This is a genomic window from Gordonia paraffinivorans (genome assembly GCF_900683595.1).
GTDB lineage: Bacteria > Actinomycetota > Actinomycetes > Mycobacteriales > Mycobacteriaceae > Gordonia > Gordonia paraffinivorans.
The window spans coordinates 39,600-56,403 of the sequence record NZ_CAACYD010000006.1 but is presented as its reverse complement, the minus strand read 5'-3'; the positions used below and the strand labels follow the sequence as shown (position 1 = coordinate 56,403).

Annotated in this window: 19 protein-coding genes; 10 read left to right on the top strand and 9 right to left on the bottom strand. The window is 70.0% G+C overall.

The annotated features are described in order from the left end of the window. Positions 1 to 53: 53 nt before the first annotated feature. Together E1P53_RS07220 and ybaK are read right to left on the bottom strand one after the other, a co-directional pair. Positions 54 to 809: an SOS response-associated peptidase gene (locus tag E1P53_RS07220; protein ID WP_006899717.1), complete on the bottom strand. Its 756-nt coding sequence runs from the start codon at positions 807 to 809 to the stop codon at positions 54 to 56. Positions 810 to 846: 37 nt separating this feature from the next. Next, entirely contained in the window at positions 847 to 1,341 is a 495-nt protein-coding gene (ybaK, locus tag E1P53_RS07215; RefSeq protein WP_006899718.1) for a Cys-tRNA(Pro) deacylase, read from the bottom strand. Between the two features lie 202 nt (positions 1,342 to 1,543). On the opposite strand from ybaK, the gene E1P53_RS07210 reads away from it, so the two are divergent. Both E1P53_RS07210 and rsrA read left to right on the top strand, forming a co-directional pair. Beyond that, positions 1,544 to 2,479 (top strand): sigma-70 family RNA polymerase sigma factor, encoded by a 936-nt coding sequence (locus E1P53_RS07210; protein ID WP_131733870.1) that lies wholly within the window; start codon positions 1,544 to 1,546, stop codon positions 2,477 to 2,479. Then, positions 2,476 to 2,772, top strand: a complete 297-nt coding sequence (gene rsrA / locus E1P53_RS07205) for a mycothiol system anti-sigma-R factor (protein ID WP_006899720.1) — start codon at positions 2,476 to 2,478, stop codon at positions 2,770 to 2,772. Before E1P53_RS07210 ends, rsrA begins: the two co-directional genes overlap by 4 nt. A 104-nt stretch (positions 2,773 to 2,876) precedes the next feature. Here rsrA and E1P53_RS21115 read toward each other — a convergent pair whose 3' ends face one another. After that, positions 2,877 to 2,951 (bottom strand): 50S ribosomal protein bL37, encoded by a 75-nt coding sequence (locus tag E1P53_RS21115; protein ID WP_109239415.1) that lies wholly within the window; start codon positions 2,949 to 2,951, stop codon positions 2,877 to 2,879. Between the two features lie 154 nt (positions 2,952 to 3,105). Between E1P53_RS21115 and E1P53_RS07195 the strand changes: the two genes are divergently transcribed. Further along, positions 3,106 to 3,333 carry a biotin/lipoyl-binding carrier protein gene (locus E1P53_RS07195; protein ID WP_131733869.1) on the top strand — a complete coding sequence of 76 codons (228 nt, stop codon included), beginning with the start codon at positions 3,106 to 3,108 and terminating at the stop codon, positions 3,331 to 3,333. Here E1P53_RS07195 and E1P53_RS07190 read toward each other — a convergent pair. Then, positions 3,330 to 4,349 (bottom strand): IS481 family transposase, encoded by a 1,020-nt coding sequence (locus tag E1P53_RS07190; RefSeq protein WP_131733868.1) that lies wholly within the window; start codon positions 4,347 to 4,349, stop codon positions 3,330 to 3,332. The two genes, E1P53_RS07195 and E1P53_RS07190, sit on opposite strands and share 4 nt — an antisense overlap. A 152-nt stretch (positions 4,350 to 4,501) precedes the next feature. Here E1P53_RS07190 and E1P53_RS07185 point away from each other — a divergent pair, with 152 nt between their 5' ends. After that, positions 4,502 to 6,007 (top strand): sensor histidine kinase, encoded by a 1,506-nt coding sequence (locus E1P53_RS07185; RefSeq protein ID WP_131733867.1) that lies wholly within the window; start codon positions 4,502 to 4,504, stop codon positions 6,005 to 6,007. A gap of 158 nt (positions 6,008 to 6,165) precedes the next feature. On the opposite strand, the gene E1P53_RS07180 is transcribed toward E1P53_RS07185, so the two are convergent. Beyond that, a complete protein-coding gene (locus E1P53_RS07180; protein ID WP_006899723.1) occupies positions 6,166 to 6,420 on the bottom strand; it encodes a WhiB family transcriptional regulator in 255 nt (84 codons plus the stop codon). Between the two features lie 493 nt (positions 6,421 to 6,913). Between E1P53_RS07180 and E1P53_RS07175 the strand changes: the two genes are divergently transcribed. Beyond that, positions 6,914 to 8,134 (top strand): MFS transporter, encoded by a 1,221-nt coding sequence (locus E1P53_RS07175; RefSeq protein WP_181954835.1) that lies wholly within the window; start codon positions 6,914 to 6,916, stop codon positions 8,132 to 8,134. Here E1P53_RS07175 and E1P53_RS07170 read toward each other — a convergent pair. Continuing rightward, a complete protein-coding gene (locus tag E1P53_RS07170; RefSeq protein ID WP_181954834.1) occupies positions 8,053 to 8,988 on the bottom strand; it encodes a diacylglycerol/lipid kinase family protein in 936 nt (311 codons plus the stop codon). The genes E1P53_RS07175 and E1P53_RS07170 overlap by 82 nt on opposite strands. Before the next feature lie 129 nt (positions 8,989 to 9,117). Between E1P53_RS07170 and E1P53_RS07165 the strand changes: the two genes are divergently transcribed. Then, positions 9,118 to 9,582 carry a hypothetical protein gene (locus tag E1P53_RS07165; RefSeq protein WP_131733864.1) on the top strand — a complete coding sequence of 155 codons (465 nt, stop codon included), beginning with the start codon at positions 9,118 to 9,120 and terminating at the stop codon, positions 9,580 to 9,582. A gap of 83 nt (positions 9,583 to 9,665) precedes the next feature. Continuing rightward, on the top strand, positions 9,666 to 10,469 hold the full coding sequence (locus E1P53_RS07160) for a ParA family protein (RefSeq protein WP_006899728.1): 804 nt from the start codon (positions 9,666 to 9,668) through the stop codon (positions 10,467 to 10,469). Between the two features lie 64 nt (positions 10,470 to 10,533). On the opposite strand, the gene E1P53_RS07155 is transcribed toward E1P53_RS07160, so the two are convergent. Beyond that, positions 10,534 to 11,808 (bottom strand): Rv3212 family protein, encoded by a 1,275-nt coding sequence (locus E1P53_RS07155; protein WP_131733863.1) that lies wholly within the window; start codon positions 11,806 to 11,808, stop codon positions 10,534 to 10,536. A gap of 12 nt (positions 11,809 to 11,820) precedes the next feature. Further along, the gene (locus E1P53_RS07150; protein ID WP_131733862.1) at positions 11,821 to 13,473 is read right to left on the bottom strand and encodes a DEAD/DEAH box helicase; all 1,653 of its coding nucleotides are present in this window, start codon (positions 13,471 to 13,473) and stop codon (positions 11,821 to 11,823) included. 306 nt (positions 13,474 to 13,779) lie between these two features. On the opposite strand from E1P53_RS07150, the gene E1P53_RS07145 reads away from it, so the two are divergent. Together E1P53_RS07145 and E1P53_RS07140 are read left to right on the top strand one after the other, a co-directional pair. Continuing rightward, the gene (locus E1P53_RS07145) at positions 13,780 to 14,472 is read left to right on the top strand and encodes a ferritin-like fold-containing protein (RefSeq protein ID WP_109239340.1); all 693 of its coding nucleotides are present in this window, start codon (positions 13,780 to 13,782) and stop codon (positions 14,470 to 14,472) included. A 123-nt stretch (positions 14,473 to 14,595) separates the two neighbouring features. After that, the gene (locus E1P53_RS07140) at positions 14,596 to 14,826 is read left to right on the top strand and encodes a DUF3107 domain-containing protein (RefSeq protein WP_109239339.1); all 231 of its coding nucleotides are present in this window, start codon (positions 14,596 to 14,598) and stop codon (positions 14,824 to 14,826) included. Positions 14,827 to 14,944: 118 nt separating this feature from the next. On the opposite strand, the gene fasR is transcribed toward E1P53_RS07140, so the two are convergent. Beyond that, entirely contained in the window at positions 14,945 to 15,628 is a 684-nt protein-coding gene (gene fasR / locus E1P53_RS07135; protein ID WP_131733861.1) for an HTH-type transcriptional activator FasR, read from the bottom strand. 66 nt (positions 15,629 to 15,694) lie between these two features. Here fasR and E1P53_RS07130 point away from each other — a divergent pair, with 66 nt between their 5' ends. Continuing rightward, positions 15,695 to 16,738 carry a DUF3152 domain-containing protein gene (locus E1P53_RS07130; RefSeq protein WP_131733860.1) on the top strand — a complete coding sequence of 348 codons (1,044 nt, stop codon included), beginning with the start codon at positions 15,695 to 15,697 and terminating at the stop codon, positions 16,736 to 16,738. Positions 16,739 to 16,804 lie beyond the last annotated feature (66 nt).

The following is a 16,804-nucleotide window of genomic DNA, read 5'->3' as shown; positions in this document are numbered from 1 at the left end:
CGGACAGCACGGGTCCCTCCGGGCTCGATGCCACCGGCTTCATGGCGCCGGGTCTACACCGGCTCGATCAGCTCCGGGCCGTTGTTGGAGACCCGGTTGACCAGCGGTGCGACCTCGCGGATCTCGATCGCCTCGGCCAGCGGTTGCGGCGGCGGGGCGAACAGTTCGCCGGGCGCCGGGTGGTCCGGATCGAGCCAGTCGTCCCAGTTGTCGTACGGCATGATCAGCGGCATCCGGTCGTGGACCTCGCGCAGCCTACCGACCGCGTCGGTGGTGAGGATCGTGCAGCTGAGTAGCGGGGGCGCATCGGTCCCCTTCGGGTGCCACACCGACCAGAGACCCGCCATGAACAGCCGCGTGCCGTCCTCGGGGGTCATGTAGAAGGGGATCTTCGTCGGCTTGCCCTTGGGGTCGAGGGGTCCCTTCTTCCACTCGTACCAGCCGTCCATCGGCACCAGGCATCGCTTGGACCTCACCGACGCGCGGAACGAACTCTTCTCCGCGGCGGTCTCGGCGCGGGCGTTGAACAGCAGCGGCCCCTTGCCGACCTCCTTGGCCCAGGGCGGCACGAGACCCCATCGCATCGCCCGGATGCGCAGGAGCGGATCGTCGTCGGGGTCGTCGGGGGAATGCCGCTTCACCACGGTCATCACGGTCGTGGTCGGCGCGACGTTGTAGTTCGGGCCGGGCGCGCGCGGGGTGGGGGAGTCGAGGTCGGTGGAGTCCTCGGGTTCGGGTACCTCGTCGACCGCGTCGATCTCGGCCGCGAGCTTCGCCGGGTCGGTGGTCACCGCATAGCGTCCGCACATGCCTCCATGCTGCCCCAGGCGTCCGACACCCGACAGGTCAGACCGCGATGTCGGCGACCACGGCGTCGGTCACCGCGATCAGGTCGGCGGGTGCCAGCGCGATCTCGAGGCCCCGCTTGCCCGCGCTGCACAGGACACGGTCGAAACCGAGCGCCGAAGAGTCGACGACCGTCGGGAGCGGGGTCCGCTGGCCGACCGGCGAGACCCCGCCGAGCACATAACCGGTGCTGCGGGTGACGGCCTTGGCCTCGGCCATCTTCGCCTTCGAGGCGCCGAGGGCGGCCGCGGCGGCCTTCAGCGACAGCTTGCGGGGAACCGGGACCACCGCCACCGCCAGCCCGGGTCGTCGGCTGCCGGACAGCTCGACGACAAGGGTCTTGAAGACCTGTTCGGCGACGATCCCGAGTTCGACGGCCAGGTGGTCGACGGCCTCGGTGCCATAGGACTCCGACCGCGGGTCGTGGTCGTAGCGATGCACGGTGTGGACGATCTTCGCGCGTTCGAGGGCTGCGATCGCCGGGGTTGCCGCCATGGCCGGTCTCCTCGCTGGTCGCGGGTCGGGACTGCTCCGAAGGGTATGCGAGCACGGCGGTCGGCCGCCGCACGGCTTCGCGCGAGTCGATCGGGCGCGGCCCGCGAGGTGCCGGTCACGTCGGGAACAAACCGCCGGTCGGGTCCTGTTGTGACTGTTTGCGACGTGATGATCGTGAGCAACCGAGAGAGGTGGGACCGACGTGAGCGACACGGCCGTACTCGAGCGCGGGCCGCTGGCCGGCGCGACCTCTCTCGGTGAGTGGGCGGGGTCGGTAAGCTGGATCGGCAACGTCCCAGTGACGCCTCTGATCGAAGGGATCGTAGTGGCCCAAGCCCCAGCTGACGGAGCCCCATCTGACGGAGCCCCCGCCGACGGAGCCCCCGCCGACGGAGCTCCATCCGACGCCGACTCGGCCGACACCCGGCCGGACACCGCGCCGGCCGGTCCGGACGCCGACGGCCCCGCGGAATCCGCGAGCCCCGACGTGCCGACCGACGACGTGTCCGACGGGAAGGGGGCGCCGCGGCGCGCCGACCCGTCCGAGAGCGCCGAGGAGCTGACCGAGCGTTTCGAACGTGATGCGCTGCCGCTCCTCGACCAGATGTACGGTGCGGCGCTTCGGATGACCCGCAATCCCTCCGACGCCGAAGACCTGGTGCAGGAGACCTACATCAAGGCGTTCACGGCCTTCGCGTCGTTCCGGGAGGGCACCAACCTCAAGGCGTGGCTCTACCGGATTCTGACCAACACCTACATCAACGGCTACCGCAAGAAACAGCGTCAGCCGGCCCAGTACCCGACCGACGAGATCACCGACTGGCAGATCGCGGCCACCGCCGAGCACAGCTCCCAGGGGTTGCGATCGGCGGAGATCGAAGCGCTCGACGCTCTTCCGGATGACGAGATCAAGGCCGCGCTGCAGGCGCTGCCGGAGGACTTCCGGATGGCCGTGTACTACGCCGACGTCGAAGGCCTGCCGTACAAGGAGATCGCCGAGATCATGGACACCCCCATCGGCACCGTCATGTCCAGACTCCACCGAGGACGCCGCCAGCTCCGCGAGCTGCTGGCCGACGTCGCCCGGGATCGTGGGTTCAACCGTTCGAAGACCACGGGTGCGGAGGTGGCGCGATGAGCGACATCGATCCGGAGGTCACCCAGCTCGACTGCTCGGCGGTCATCGCCGACGTCTGGCTCCTGCTCGACAACGAGTGCGACGAGAACGCCCGCAAGCGCCTTCAGGGCCACCTCGACAACTGCCCGTCGTGCCTGGCCCACTACGGGATCGAGCGGCAGCTCAAGGCCCTCGTCAACCGCAAGTGCGGCGGCGACCAGGCACCACAGGGTCTCAAGGACCGTCTGCGCATCGAGATCCGCAAGACCGTCATCGTCCACGAGTACGGCGAGCAGAACACCGATCCCCGCTGACGCGGGAACGGCGTCGAACACGAAAAAGCCCGGGCGGCCGAGAGGCCGTACCCGGGCGTTTTTTCGCTTGGTGCTCGCTAGCCGAACCCGCCGTGAGGCGGAGATCAGGCGTTGGGGCGCTTGCCGTGGTTGGCTGCGCTCTTCTTACGAGCGCGCTTCTTGCGTCCGCGCTTTCCCATGACGCATTCTCCTTTGTTGCCGAATGGTGACATCACAGTGTCTCAGGCATTCTCCCACGTGCCAAAAACGCCCCGGCCACGGCCCCGGTGCGCGCGCCGGTCGCCGACCACCCGAGCCGTCGTGGGCGTGCGGACGGTGGGCTAACTTGGGTCCATGGCAGAAGACCTGGTCGCAGAGATCGTCGCGAGCGTCCTCGAGGTGCTCGTCACCCCGGGGCAGGAGGTCGAGGCCGGGGACACCGTCGTCCTGCTCGAGTCGATGAAGATGGAGATCCCCGTGCTCGCCGAGGAGGCGGGCACCATCGCAGACGTGCGCGTTAACGTCGGGGACGTGATCCAGGCCGGCGACGTCATCGCGACCTTCGACGATCCCACGGCCTAGCTGTACTGACCCGACAGGTTGGGTACGCGGTCGGCGGGTGAGTTGCCTCGGAGTGCGGTGTGGCCGCGTTCGTGATTGTAGATGCGAAGGAACTCGGGGAAGGCCGCGACGCGTTCGGTTTCACTGAGGTAGGGACGGGCGTAGGCCCATTCCTCCTGCAGGGTCCGGTTGAATCGTTCGACCTTGCCGTTGGTTTGCGGCCGGTACGGTCTGGTCCGCTTGTGCTTGATCTTGTTGTCGTGCAACAAGTCCCGAAATATGCGGGACCGGTAACACGACCCGTTGTCGGTCATCACTCGCGCGGTGGTGACACCGATCGAGGCGAAGTGCGCCAACGCCCGAGTCATGAACGCGGTCGCGGTTTCCTTCTTCTCATCAGCGAGGATCTCGGAGTAGGCGTAGCGGGAGTGGTCGTCGACGGCGTGATGCAGATACGCGTACCCCAGGTTGGGGCGGCCAGCAACTTTGCGGGTTCGTCCAGGCTCGCGGTGGGCACTGGAGTTGCGGGTGCCCTGGGCGCGGCCGTGTACGCGATGTCCACCGCCGTCGGGGATTCTGCCGAGCTTTTTGATGTCGACGTGGATCAAGTCTCCGGGCGCTTGGTGTTCGTACCGGCGGACCTCGCGTCTGCGGGCACGTACCGGCGCCCCGGTTGCCGGGTCGATCCACGACAGTCGTAGGCAGCCGTAGCGGGTGAGGATGCGGTGCACCGTGGAGACGTTCAACCCCAGGTGGTATCCGATCCGGGCTGGCCCCCAGCGGCGGGAGACGCGTAACCCGACGACCCGGCGTTCCCGGCGCCGGCTGGTGCGATGCGGACACGATCGGGGCCGGCTGGACCGGTCGACCATTCCGGCCGGCCCGTGGTCGCGGTAGCGATCCGCCCATCGCTTGGCCGTGGTGACTGAGACGTTGAACCGGTCAGCTGCGCGGCGCAGTGGCCACCGGTCGTCCACAACACACCGAGCCAGACGCAACCGGCCAGTCGGGGACAGCGGTGAATTACGGTGGGACATGAAGACCTCCGGGTTGAGGAGCGGTTCTTAGACAGCTCCACACCTCACTCGGAGGTCTTCCCTATGTCACGTCGACTCGCCGAACTCTGTACCTAACGTTCCGGGTCAGTACACCTAGCCGCCGCGCAGACCCGCGGAACCGGAGCCTCACCATGTCGACCCTTGCCGACCTCCTCGCCGAGCACACGACCCTCTCCGACGCGGCGGCGGCCCACCTGCAGCGCCTCGTCGCCGAGTGGCAGCTGCTCGCCGACCTGTCCTTCGCGGACCTGCTGCTGTCCGTGCGGACCGACGAGGGAGCGGTCGTCACCGTCGCCCAGTGTCGCCCGAACACGGCGTCGACCGTGTTCCCCACCGACGAGGTGGGTCGCGTCATCGACACGACGGCGCATCCGCAGGTGTTGCGCGCCTTCGAGTCCGACCGCGTGCTGCGCGACGAGGACCCCACCTGGTTCGGCGCGACCGCGATGCGGCGGGAGTCCGTTCCGGTGGGCTTCGACGGCGGCGCGATCGGGGTGTTGACCCGCGCCGTCGACCTCACCCACCCGCGACTGCCGTCGCCGCTGGAGCTCGCCTACCAGGACTCCGCCGACGACCTGTGCCAGATGGTGGCCGACGGGACCTTTCCCGAAGAGGAGGGCAATCCGCGCGGGTTGTCGACGCCGCGCGCCGGTGACGGATTCATCCGGCTCGACCGCAACGGGGTCGTCACCTACACCAGCCCCAACGCGCTGTCGGCGTTCCATCGCATGGGGTGGACGGCCGAACTCAGCAACACGCGGCTGTCCCACGTCGTCAAGCAGCTGATCACCGAGCCCTTCGAGGCCGACGACGTCGCCATGATGCTCGACATCGCCGCCGGGGCGATCGAGGTTCCCGCCGGCCCTTACCGCGACGTGGGCATGCGTGTGGAGGCCGACGCGCGACGGGCGACGGTGCTGATCCGCGCGGTCCCCCTGCGGCCGCGTGGCGAGGTGTCCGGCTCGGTGGTGCTCATCCGCGACGTCACCGAGGTCAAGCGGCGTGACCGGGCGCTGATCAGCAAGGACGCGACCATCCGGGAGATCCACCACCGGGTGAAGAACAACCTGCAGTCGGTGTCGGCGCTGCTGCGCCTGCAGGCCCGACGCACCTCCAACTCCGATGCCCGCGAGGCGCTCAACGAGGCCGTGCGTCGTGTCGCCTCGATCGCCCTGGTGCATGAATTGCTGTCCGGGAGCGTCGACGAGGAGGTGGATCTCGACGAGGTGGTCGACCGGCTCGTTCCGATCCTCGTCGACGTGGCCCCCAGCGAGTCGCCGGTGCGGGTGCGCCACCAGGATCGCCTCGGGGTGCTCACCGCGGAACTGGCGATGCCGCTGGTGATGGTCCTCACCGAGGTGATCCAGAACGCCATGGAGCACGGCTTCCCGGGGGAGCCGAGGCCGGACGCCGAGATCGCCGTGATCGCCGAGCGAGATGTCCGGCACCTGCGGATAATGGTGCGCGACAACGGCTCCGGTCTCGCCGAGGATTTCGACCTAGGCACCTCGGATCACCTCGGGCTGCAGATCGTGAAGACCCTGGTCTCGATCGAGCTCGGCGGCGAACTCGACATCCGCCCCAATCCCGAGGGTCCGGGAACCGAAGTGGCCGTGGACATCCCGCTTCGCGGGTGACGAATACTCCTGCGAATCACGGTGGTTCGCGGAAGTGGTGTCGCGCGCGGTTGCACGCCGGCCGAGGGGCCGGGGCCGAGGGACCGGGGACGAGGGCACGAAAAAACCCGGCCGGAGCCGGGTTTCTTCGAAGTCCGGTCGTGACCGGCTCGATGAGCCTAGACGCTGCTCCGGGTGCGCGTGCGAGCGGTGCGGCGCTTCAGCGCGCGGCGCTCGTCCTCGCTCATGCCGCCCCAGACGCCCGCGTCCTGGCCGGTCTCGAGGGCCCAGGACAGGCACTCGGCGGTGACGGGGCACCGGGCGCAGACGAGCTTTGCGTCGGCGACCTGCGCGATGGCCGGACCGCTGGTTCCCACGGGGAAGAACAGCTCCGGATCCTCGTCGCGACAGATGGCCTTGTGACGCCAGTCCATTCCACTACTCCTTCAGGCGCGGCTGAGCGCACCACATCGTCAGTTGGTTGCTTGCTGCTTGTTGGCTGTTACTCACAATTCACGCGGGCGCACCGAATGTTTCCGCGCTGTTGCTTGTGAATACTTTCACGAATTCAGCCGAAGTCAATGGTTCTTGGTTAACACGTGGGCAACATCACGTCGAGCGCCTACCACTCCGGCTCGCAGGAACCCCGAGGGGGGTATGGACAGCGGGGTTGCTGCCCGTGTAGTAACCTACGCGTCCCGCAACGGCGGTGTCGATGGGTTTCTGCAGGTAGAGCCCTTCTGTCTCGAAAATCGGCTGGTGACCAGGCCGGATCGTGTGCGTATAGTGGGTCACATGTTCCGACGATGTTGATCCAGGCCACACCTCGAAGCAGGGTCCGGGGCCCGCTCGCGGCGCCTCTGGCCGGCCGCGACGGGTGCAGCGCTTTTCGAGGACCTGATCCCTCTTTATCCGCTGTACGCACTCCTGTTCGCCGATCCGACAGTGCCCGGCGCCGGAGTGTCCGGTGCGCAGATCTCGGCGTTGTTCGCTCTCTGGTCCGCGTCGACCGTCGTCGTCGAGGTGCCGACCGGGGTGCTCGCCGACCGGTTCTCGCGTCGGTGGCCGATGATCCTCGGTCCCTGCGTCACCGGCACGGGCTTTGCGCTGTGGGTCTTCGTCCCGTCCTTCGCCTCCTTCGCCGCGGGGTTCGTCCTCTGGGCCATCGGCGGCGCGTTGCGGTCCGGGACGGCGCAGGCGCTCGTCTACGACGAACTCGATGCCGAGGGGCGGGCGGGCGACTACGCCCGTTTCGCGGGGGCGATGCGGGCGGCCTCCGCGGTCGGCGTCATCGCGGGCACGGCGCTCGCGGCGCCGCTCTTCGAGTGGGGCGGCTACACGGCCGCCGGGGTGGCGGGCGTCGTCTCCTGCGTCCTCTGCGCCCTCGCCTCGGCGGCCCTGCCCGAGTCGCGGCGCCGACGGTCCGAGCCCGATGGACGCGGCCCGGAGGAATCCGCGGAATGCGGGGGCCCCGATCCGGACCCGGGCGTCCGCGCCATCATCGGCAGCGGTGTCCGGAGCCTACGGGGCCGGCCCGTCGTCCGTCGGCTCCTGCTGCTCGTTGTCGCGCTGACCTGGGTCGGGGCGCTCGACGAGTACCTGCCGCTGCTCGTCGGCTCCTTCGTCACGGGAGCCGCCGGCGCCGCCTCCGCCGGGGGCGATGAGGGCGTCGCCGCGCCGCAGACGGTGGCCCTGCTGATGGTGGTCGTCTCGGTCGGTGACATCTGCGGGGCGCTCGCGGCCGGGCGTTTCCGCCGCCCGGCGGCGATCGGTCCGGGGGTGGCGCTCGCGGCCGCGGTCCTCGTCGTCGTGTCGTTGTGGGGGCATCCGGCCGGCGTCGTCGGGGTGGCCGTCGCATTCGGCGTGTTCGGGTGGGCGCTGGTGGTCGCCGAGGCCGCGCTGCAGGACCGCCTGGACTCGGAGTCGCGCGCGACGGTCACCTCCCTCGCCGGGATGGGCGAGGAACTCGTCGCACTCCTGGCGTTCGCCGCCTGGGCGGCCGGCTCGGTCCGGTTCGACCCTCCGGTGCTGTTCGCGCTCGCCGCCGTCCCGTATCTCCTGGTGCCCTACCTGGCGTCGGCGGGAGCGATGACAGTGAGCGCGTCGTGTCGGTGGCGGAAGCGGATGTCGCGGAAGGCGCCGATGTAGTCGCCGTCCATCTGGACGTCGATGGGCGTCTCCGCGACGAACCGGACCTCGTCGACGTCGTCCTCGCGATAGAGGTGGCCGGCCTTCGGATCTGCTTGTGCCAGAAGGCGAGTCGCCAGCGGGAGATTGCGGAGCACGCCGGTCGAGGTGGACACGAAGACGCCGAGGCCGGTGTCGAAGCCGGTGCCCGGGTTGGTGCGGATCTCGCGCGGCCCCAGGTAGGTCCACGGACTCGTGTTGGAGACGAAGCCGAAGCGCGCGCCGGTGATCCGGTCGTGGCCGGGGATCTCGACGTCGAACGTCGCCGCACTCCCGGCGTGGCGGAGGAAGCTGCTGACCGTCGTCCAGAGATACCGGGCGGGGGTGGCCGCCTTGCCGGCGTGGCGCTTGTCCTCCATCGCGTGCACCACGACCGCGTCGATGCCCATGCCGGCGTTGAAGAGGAACCATCGGTCGTCGGTGTGGCCGAGCCCGATCCGGCGGGTATGGCCGGCGTCGAGGAGGTCGATGATCTGCTGCGTCGCCAAGAGGGGGTCGGGGTCGACGCCGAGGGTTCGCGCGAACACGTTGGCGCTCCCGCCCGGGATCACCCCGAGCGCGGGGCGGGCGGTGGACGGGTCCGATGTCCCCGGGGGATCGAGCAGCCCGTTGGTCGCCTCGTTCACCGACCCGTCGCCGCCGTGGACGACCACCGCGTCGAATCCCTCGGCCGCTGCCCGGGCTGCGAGCTCGAAGGCGTGGCCGCGGTGCGTGGTGAGCTCGACGTCGAGGTCGAAGTGCGCGCCGAGGGTGTGGACGAGGGCGTCACGCCCCGCCGGACTGGTCGCGGTGGCGAACGGGTTGACGATGAGCATGACGCGCACGACTCCCGAGGATATGGGTTGACAAAACGCCGGTGTCACCCGCCCACCGCGAGTCCGGGCGGGCGTGCGCCGCGGGGAGTGCCGATCGCGGCCGGACCGGCACCCAATACCCTGGGTCGGGTGAGCACGGAGAAGGATCGCCGGAAGAAGGACGAGACCGCCCCGGAACATTCCCCGGTGGCGTCGTCCGTGGATCCGGCCCCGCCGAGGCAGATCAAGATCGCCGGCGCGGTGACCTCCGTCCAGGGCCTCATCGGCGTCATCGTGGCGATCGTCCTGGTGATCCGCGCACTCGCCGGCCACGAGGAGACCGCCATCAGCGGATACGGCACGGCGGCCTGGTTCGGCATCATCTTCGGCGGCGTGCTCGTCGGCGGCATCGCGCTGTGGGCCGGGCGGCGCTGGGGGCGCTCGATCGCGCTGGTGGCGCAGATCCTGCTGCTGCCGGTCGCGTACTACCTCTACACCAGCGGGATCACCGTCGTCGCGGTGCCGATGGCGCTCGTCTCCGCGACGGTGCTCGTCATGCTCTTCAGCGGCCCGTCCGTCCGCTGGCTCGCCGGTGAGTCCGACCCGGATCTCTGACGCGTCCGAGTTGACCCGCTCGTAACGGACACGGTCGTCTGTCGAGGGGCGATCGTGGAGCGGTCACCCGTACAGTAGGGCGCATGACGCGCATCCTCGCGATTGCCAACCAGAAGGGTGGGGTCGCCAAGACCACCACGGTGGAGTCCCTCGGAGCAGCGCTCGCCGACCTCGACGTGTCGGTGCTCGTCGTCGATCTGGACCCGCAGGGGTGTCTCACCTTCTCGCTGGGGCACGATCCAGACCAGCTGGAGACCTCGGTCCACGACGTGCTGCTGGGCGACGAGGAGATCACCGACGTCCTGCTCGACACCGAGGACAAGGTGACCCTGCTGCCGGCGACGATCGACCTCGCCGGGGCGGAGGCCCTGCTCCTCATGCGACCCGGCCGCGAATACGCGCTCAAGCGGGCCCTCGCCGAGGTCGCGGAGGACTTCGACGTCATCCTCGTCGACTGCCCGCCGTCGCTGGGCGTGCTCACGCTCAACGGGCTGACCGCGGCCGACGAGGTGATCGTGCCCTTGCAGTGTGAGACCCTCGCACACCGCGGTGTCGGCCAGTTGCTGCGCACGGTGCGCGAGGTCCAGCAGATCACCAACCCGAACCTGAAGATGCTCGGCGCGGTGGCGACGCTCTTCGACGCCCGCACCACGCACAGCCGCGACGTGCTCTCCGACGTCTCCGACCGGTACGACCTGCCGGTCCTCGATCCGCCGATCCCGCGCACGGTGCGGTTCGCGGAGGCCTCCGCATCCGGATCGTCGGTGATGCGCGGCCGCAAGAACAAGGGCGCCACCGCCTACCGTGCGCTCGCCGAGAACCTCTGGAAGCACTGGGACGCGGGCGAGGATGTGCGCACCTACGATCTGACTGCCCAGCAGTCCTGACCGGTCGGCGGTGCCGACGCCGCGAGACCCGTCCGGTGCCGCGGCCCCGAGGAGCGCCGGGCGCTCAGGCCGGCCCGAACGCCTCGACGGTCCGTCCACGCTGCTCGACGACGGTGTCGCCGACGACCTTCAGGCTCACGACGCCGTCCGGGGGAGAACTGCGCTGCAGGGGGATCGACCGCACCTCGCGGCCGGTGGCCACGTCGCGCACGCTGATGCCCGCCACGCTGGGGAGCAGGAGTTGCCCGGCCATCACCTGGCCCGGCCCGAGCGCGCCGGGGACCTGGTAGATCGGCCGCAGGCTCTGTGCGTCGAGCACGACCGTCGCCTTGCCGGTCCAGTACGTCACGACGCCGTCGCTCTCGATGGGCACGCTGTTCGCCGGTGGGGAGGCGTCGCCGGCCACCGTGTTGGTGCCCACCGCCACCGCGTCGGTGTCGAAGCGGCGGATCGTCGGGCCGCTGTCGTCGCCGAACGACGGGGGTTCGGCCGGGTTCACCCCGCCGTCGTAGACGGCGATGCCCGACGACGACATCGCGATCAGCACCGGGGGCGGGCCGTTCACGTCGCCGGTGATGAGTGAGGAGCCATACTCGCGGACCCGTTCCTCGTCGTCGAGGACGGCGCCGAGGACGGTCAGCCGGTAACCGGGGTCGCCCGCGCAGCGCTCGACGACCGCCAGGCGATCACCGCTGATCGCGGCCGAGAACAACCGGCAGTCCTGCCGCCGCGGATCGTCCTCGGGGCGCACCCGTGCCACGACGCGCCCGTATTCGATGCCGCGCACGAGGTTCGATCCCCAGGTCTCCAGGCGCTGCGGACCCCGGGCCACGACGTAGCCGTGGTCGCTGACGAGACGCAGTTCCTCGTCGGCGTCGCTCGTGCGGGCGCCTCGGCGCGCGCCGGTGGCCGCGTCGAGCGCGGTGACCTCCGAGCAGCCCCGCGAGTTGCGGTACACCGCGAGCACGGTGTCGGCGCTCGACGTCCAGGCGGTGTCCACCGCGCAGAGATCCAGATCCCGCGAGTACGACCAGACCTCGTCCCCGGTGCGCGGATCGCGGCCGACGACCGTGCCGCCGTCACCGGTGACCACGAGCGCCTTTCCGACCGCCGGTGCGACGGTCGCGTCCGACCCGGCGCTCCACCGGGCCGCGAAGCGCTCGGGGACCGCGGTGGCCGAGACGACCGGAGGCGGCTCGGAGGCGGCCTGGGCGCTCTGGGTGGCGCGAACCGGGCTGACGATCCAGGCGATCAGACAGAGCACGGCGACGGCCACGACGATGATCGCGGTGATCACCAGGTCGATGGGCCGTCGCCGCTCGGGTCGGACGCGTGCCACGCGCGGGCTGGGCTACTCGGCGGCTGCCGAGGCGGACTGTGCGGCCACCGGGGTCGCATCGCCGCCGGAGCCGCCCTGCTCGCCCGCCGGCTTGCGGCCGCCGCGACGACGGCGACGACGGCGCGGCTTGGTGCCGCCCTCGCCACCGGACTCGGCGCCGTCGGCCTCGCTCTTCGCGTCGGCGGCCTTCTCCGCCTTCTCCGACTTCTCGGGCTTGTCGGTGCCGTGGGCGGCCTCGGTGCCGGCGGACTCGCCGGACCTGGCATCGGCGTCGACCGGCCGGCCGCCGCGGGTGCGACGCCGCGTGCGGTTGGAGCGCTTGCGGGGAGCGCGCTCCTCGCGGGACTCGCGCACCTCGCTCGGGTCGCGCTCGGGCTTGGGGGCCACGACTCGGCCGGTGGCCGACTCGGGGATGTTCAGGTCCGCGCGCAGGTGCTCGGAGGTCGAGTAGGTCTCCACCGGCTCGGGCATGCCCAGGCCGAGGGCCTTGTCGATCAGCTCCCAGCGGTGCAGCTCGTCCCAGTCGACGAGCGTGACCGCGATGCCGGTGCGCCCGGCGCGACCGGTACGGCCGATCCGGTGCACGTAGGTCTTCTCGTCCTCCGGGCACTGGTAGTTGATGACGTGGGTGACGTCGTCGATGTCGATTCCGCGCGCCGCGACGTCGGTGGCGACCAGCACGTCGATGCTGCCGTCGCGGAACTTCTTGAGGGCCTTCTCACGCGCGACCTGGCCGAGGTCGCCGTGGACCGCGCCCACCTTGAACCCGCGCTCGGCGAGGTCGTCGGCGACCTTCTGCGCGGTGCGCTTGGTGCGCGTGAAGATCATCGTCGCGCCGCGGCCCTCGGCCTGCAGGATGCGGGCCACGAGCTCGGCCTTGTCGAGGGCGTGCGCGCGGTAGGCGAACTGGGTGGTGCGGTCGTGCACCGCCGAGTCGTTGGCGTTCTCCGCCCGGATGTGGGTCGGGCGGTGCAGGAACGTGCGGGCCAGCGTGACGATCGGGCCCGGCATGGTCGCCGAGAACAGCATCGTCTGGCGCGGCGTCGGCAGGGCGGCCATGATCCGCTCGATGTCCGGCAGGAAGCCGAGGTCGAGCATCTCGTCGGCCTCGTCGAGCACGAGGATCGCCACCTTGCCGAGGACCAGGTGGCCCTGCTGGGCGAGGTCGAGGAGGCGGCCCGGGGTGCCGACGACGACGTCGACGCCGGACTGCAGCTCGGCGATCTGCGACTCGTAGGGGCGCCCGCCGTAGATCGAGGTGATCTTCAGCATGCGGTTGGTGCCGTCGGCCAGGGTGACGTCGGTCTTGCGGGCGGCGATCTCGAGATCGCTGGTGACCTGGATGCACAGCTCGCGGGTGGGGACGATGACCAGCGCCCGCGGGGTGTTGTCCAGCGGGCGGATGCCCGACGCCTCGGCGTTGGCCAGGCGGTGGAGCAGCGGGATGCCGAAGCCGTAGGTCTTGCCCATGCCGGTGCGGGCCTGACCGATGAGGTCGTCGCCCTGCAGGGCGAGGGGGAGGGTGAGCTCCTGGATCGCGAAGGTCTGGGTCTTGCCGTCGTCGGCGAGGGCCGAGACGATACGCTCGTCGACGCCGAGCTCGGCGAACGTGGGGGCGGTGTGGGTGTCGTCGACGATGGTCGTCTGCACGGACGAATCGGTCATGTGCGGTTGTTGCCTTTCTGGCCAGTCTCTTGCGCGCACGGTTGGTTCCTGCGCGCACGAGGAAAGCTCGAAAGTGCGCGCGCAATGTCGTAGTGGCACCGGGGATTCGGCCGGGGTGTCGCGACACGGACTCGTTGTTCCCGCGACGTTCGCGAGTGGTCTCCATCACATCCACACGGCCGCATCCACACGCTCGCTCCGGCGAACACGTGGGATCACGTGGCTACGCGGGCAGGCGCCGGGGGGTCCCGTCGGAGTGCACCGACACCGAGTGTACTTGGTATGCCGGGCCGCTACCATCACCTCATGGCGCCTGCATCCGACCCCTCTGAACAGAACCCGGTAGTCGCGATCGAGAACCAGGATCGAGCGGTCGGGAAGCTGTTCGCGGTGCTGCTCGCCGGCGAGTTCTCGGCCTTCCACCGGCTCATCGAGGAGTCCGCGATGGCCCCCGACGTGCCGAGCAAGATCGCCATCGCGCGCATGGCGGCCTCGGAAGTCGAGCACTTCGACCGGCTCGCCGAACGCGTCGAGGCGATGACCGGGCTCACCGCGGCCGAGGCCGTGGAGCGCTACCGCTCCGTGTTCGACCAGTACCACCGCGCGACCACCCCCAAGACCTGGTACGAGGCCCTCGTCAAGGCCTATGTCGGCGACGGCCTCGCGGCCGACTTCTACGTCGAACTCGCCGACACCCTCCCCACCGACTCCCGCTCGGTGGTGGCCGAGGTCATGGCCGAGACCGCCAACTCGCAGTTCGCGCGCGAGCAGGTCCGTTCCGCCGTCGAGCGGGACCCGTCGCTGAAGTCGCCCCTGGTGCTCTGGGGCCGGCGCCTGCTGGGTGAGGCGATCACCCACGCACAGTGGGTCCTTGCCGCCGAGGAGGAGGTCACCGACCTGCTCTTCTCCGGGGCGTCGTCGCTGTCGGGCATCGCGACCTTCTTCGACGCGGTGGCCGCCAAGCACGCCGAGCGCATGGCCGATCTCGGACTCGCCTGACCTGCCCCGCCCGCACGAGGTTCCTCGGCGCTTTTCGCTGACAGCGGAGCCGGTGAGTGCCACCCGGTCGGCTGGACTAGCCTTGTGCGGCAAGCGTTGTTCCAGACTCGAGGAGGGCCGCACATGGCCGTGGAAGTGAAGATCGGCATCACCGAGAGCCCGCGGGAGCTGATTGTCGCGACGCCGCTGACCAGCGACGAGGCCTACAACGAGGTCGAGGCGGCACTGGGCGGCAGCAAGGAGCTGCTCACCCTGGTCGACGAGCGGGGCGCCCGCTACATCGTCCCGGTGACCAAGATCGCCTACGTCGAGGTCGGAGCCGCGGAGAACCGCCGCGTCGGATTCGGTTCCTGACGCGCCGGCGGCCCGCCGACGGCCGCCGCCCGATGACACACGACGAGGGCCCTGCACCCATCCGGTGAACGATCACCGATCGGGTGCAGGGCCCTCGTCGTGTGCCGGCGGGTGCGGTTCAGGCCTCGGCGCCGGTGTCGGCGGCATCCGACCTCGGCTCGGCATCGGACCGGGCGGGGTTCTGCCGCGGGAAGCCGGACAGGCCGCCCCACAGCAGGGCGACGGTGGTCTCCACCGCGGTCTGCTTGTCCACCGGCCGTTTCGCCTCGAGCCAATAGCGGGCATTGACCTGGCTGGCGCCGACGAGGCCCGAGGCCAGCATCCGCGACCGGTACGGGTCGAGGCCGGAGTCGTGCATGACGAGTCCGTACACCGCGTCGACGCAGGCCTCGGTGGCGCCCTCGACACGGCGGATCACGGCCGGGTCGGAGGCGTCGGAGGAGAAGATCAGGCGGTAGCCGGAGTTGTCCTGGTCGATGAAGTCGAAGAACGCCTGCACCGCCGCGCGCACGCGCTGGTGGTTGTCGGTGGTGGTGCGCAGCGCGGTGTTGACGTCGTTCACCAGCTTCTCGGCATGGGAGTCCACGACGGCGATGTAGAGGTCGAGTTTGGACGGGAAGTGCTGGTAGAGGACGGGCTTGCTCACTCCCGCGTGCACGGCGATCTCGTCCATGCCGGCGGCGTGGTAGCCGCGCTCGACGAAGATCTCGCTGGCAGCGTCGAGCAACTGCATGCGCCGTGCGCTGCGGGGCAGGCGCGTACTGCGCCCGGGAACGGCGGACGCGTTGGTTGCGGTCGACATGCCCAAGAGACTACTCGGGAGACCTTCCTCCGCAGTATCGGTGGTGCGCTGTGAGAAAGTAGGTCCGTGAGCCGCACTCAGGAGGGTGGCCCCGCCCCGGACACGGGCCGGGTTCGCACCAAGGATGCCGGCCCGAGACCGTCGGGACGGCCGAGGCCGGACCAGCCGCTTCGCGCGCGCTGGGACCCGACCGACGACAGCGGTCGCCCCCGCGTCGATCGCGACTCCCAACCCGAGTACAAGAAGCAGTCGGCGCTCGGCCGATTCGTCTCGACCTACGGCTGGCGCGCCTACGCCATCCCGGTCCTCATCGTCCTGACCATCGCCCTCATCGTGGTGACCGTCCGCGACGCAGGCGGCGACGGTCTCGCGGACACCGCGGCGGTGAACCCCGACTCGGCGGCCCGCAACACCGACATCAGCACCGAGACCCGGCCGATCGGCGCGCCGGCCGGCGACATCCAGGCCGCGGCGCTTCCCGCCGGCACGCTCCCGCAGGGCGGACCGTTCACCGAGCAGGGCCGCAAGACCTTCCGCGTGCTCCGCGGCGCCGGGGAGAAGGTGGGCACCGGCGGCCAGGAGTACACCTACACCGTCGAGGTGGAGAACGGACTGAATCCGCAGGACTACGGCGGCGACCCGACCTTCGCGAAGATGGTCGACACGACGCTGGCCAACCCGCGTAGCTGGATAGGGGACGGGCGCGTCAGCTTCCGGCGCATCGACCGCGGCGAACCCGACCTGCGGATCACGCTCGTCTCACCCGGCACCACGCGCGAGCTGTGCGGATATCAGATCAAACTCGAGACGTCGTGCTTCTATCCGCCGCAGGCGCGGGTCGCGCTCAACGAGGCGCGGTGGGTCCGCGGCGCGCTGTCCTACCAGGGCGACGACATCGCCTACCGCCAGTACCTCGTCAACCACGAGGTCGGCCACGGCATCGGCTACGCCGACCACGAGCCGTGCCGCGAGAACGGGGCGCTGGCCCCGGTGATGATGCAGCAGTCCTTCGGCGTCGCCAACTCCGAGATCATGGCGCTGGACCCGGACATGGAGGCCAACCGATCCTTCGTGTGCCGACCGAACCCGTGGCCGTTCCCCACCAAGTAGGAACGCGCGCCGGTCCGGGAATGCGCGCCGCGTCGGGGTGGTTGACCCAGTCGTCACGTGTACAAC

What these genes read in the sequence shown, in the direction of transcription:
- E1P53_RS07220 (WP_006899717.1), bottom strand. Translation starts at nt 809, where the DNA reads ATGTGCGGACGCTATGCGGTGACCACCGACCCGGCGAAGCTCGCGGCC.
- ybaK (WP_006899718.1), bottom strand. Translation starts at nt 1,341, where the DNA reads ATGGCGGCAACCCCGGCGATCGCAGCCCTCGAACGCGCGAAGATCGTC.
- rsrA (WP_006899720.1), top strand. Translation starts at nt 2,476, where the DNA reads ATGAGCGACATCGATCCGGAGGTCACCCAGCTCGACTGCTCGGCGGTC.
- E1P53_RS07195 (WP_131733869.1), top strand. Translation starts at nt 3,106, where the DNA reads ATGGCAGAAGACCTGGTCGCAGAGATCGTCGCGAGCGTCCTCGAGGTG.
- E1P53_RS07190 (WP_131733868.1), bottom strand. Translation starts at nt 4,349, where the DNA reads ATGTCCCACCGTAATTCACCGCTGTCCCCGACTGGCCGGTTGCGTCTG.
- E1P53_RS07185 (WP_131733867.1), top strand. Translation starts at nt 4,502, where the DNA reads ATGTCGACCCTTGCCGACCTCCTCGCCGAGCACACGACCCTCTCCGAC.
- E1P53_RS07180 (WP_006899723.1), bottom strand. Translation starts at nt 6,420, where the DNA reads ATGGACTGGCGTCACAAGGCCATCTGTCGCGACGAGGATCCGGAGCTG.
- E1P53_RS07170 (WP_181954834.1), bottom strand. Translation starts at nt 8,988, where the DNA reads ATGCTCATCGTCAACCCGTTCGCCACCGCGACCAGTCCGGCGGGGCGT.
- E1P53_RS07160 (WP_006899728.1), top strand. Translation starts at nt 9,666, where the DNA reads ATGACGCGCATCCTCGCGATTGCCAACCAGAAGGGTGGGGTCGCCAAG.
- E1P53_RS07150 (WP_131733862.1), bottom strand. Translation starts at nt 13,473, where the DNA reads ATGACCGATTCGTCCGTGCAGACGACCATCGTCGACGACACCCACACC.
- E1P53_RS07145 (WP_109239340.1), top strand. Translation starts at nt 13,780, where the DNA reads ATGGCGCCTGCATCCGACCCCTCTGAACAGAACCCGGTAGTCGCGATC.
- E1P53_RS07140 (WP_109239339.1), top strand. Translation starts at nt 14,596, where the DNA reads ATGGCCGTGGAAGTGAAGATCGGCATCACCGAGAGCCCGCGGGAGCTG.
- fasR (WP_131733861.1), bottom strand. Translation starts at nt 15,628, where the DNA reads ATGTCGACCGCAACCAACGCGTCCGCCGTTCCCGGGCGCAGTACGCGC.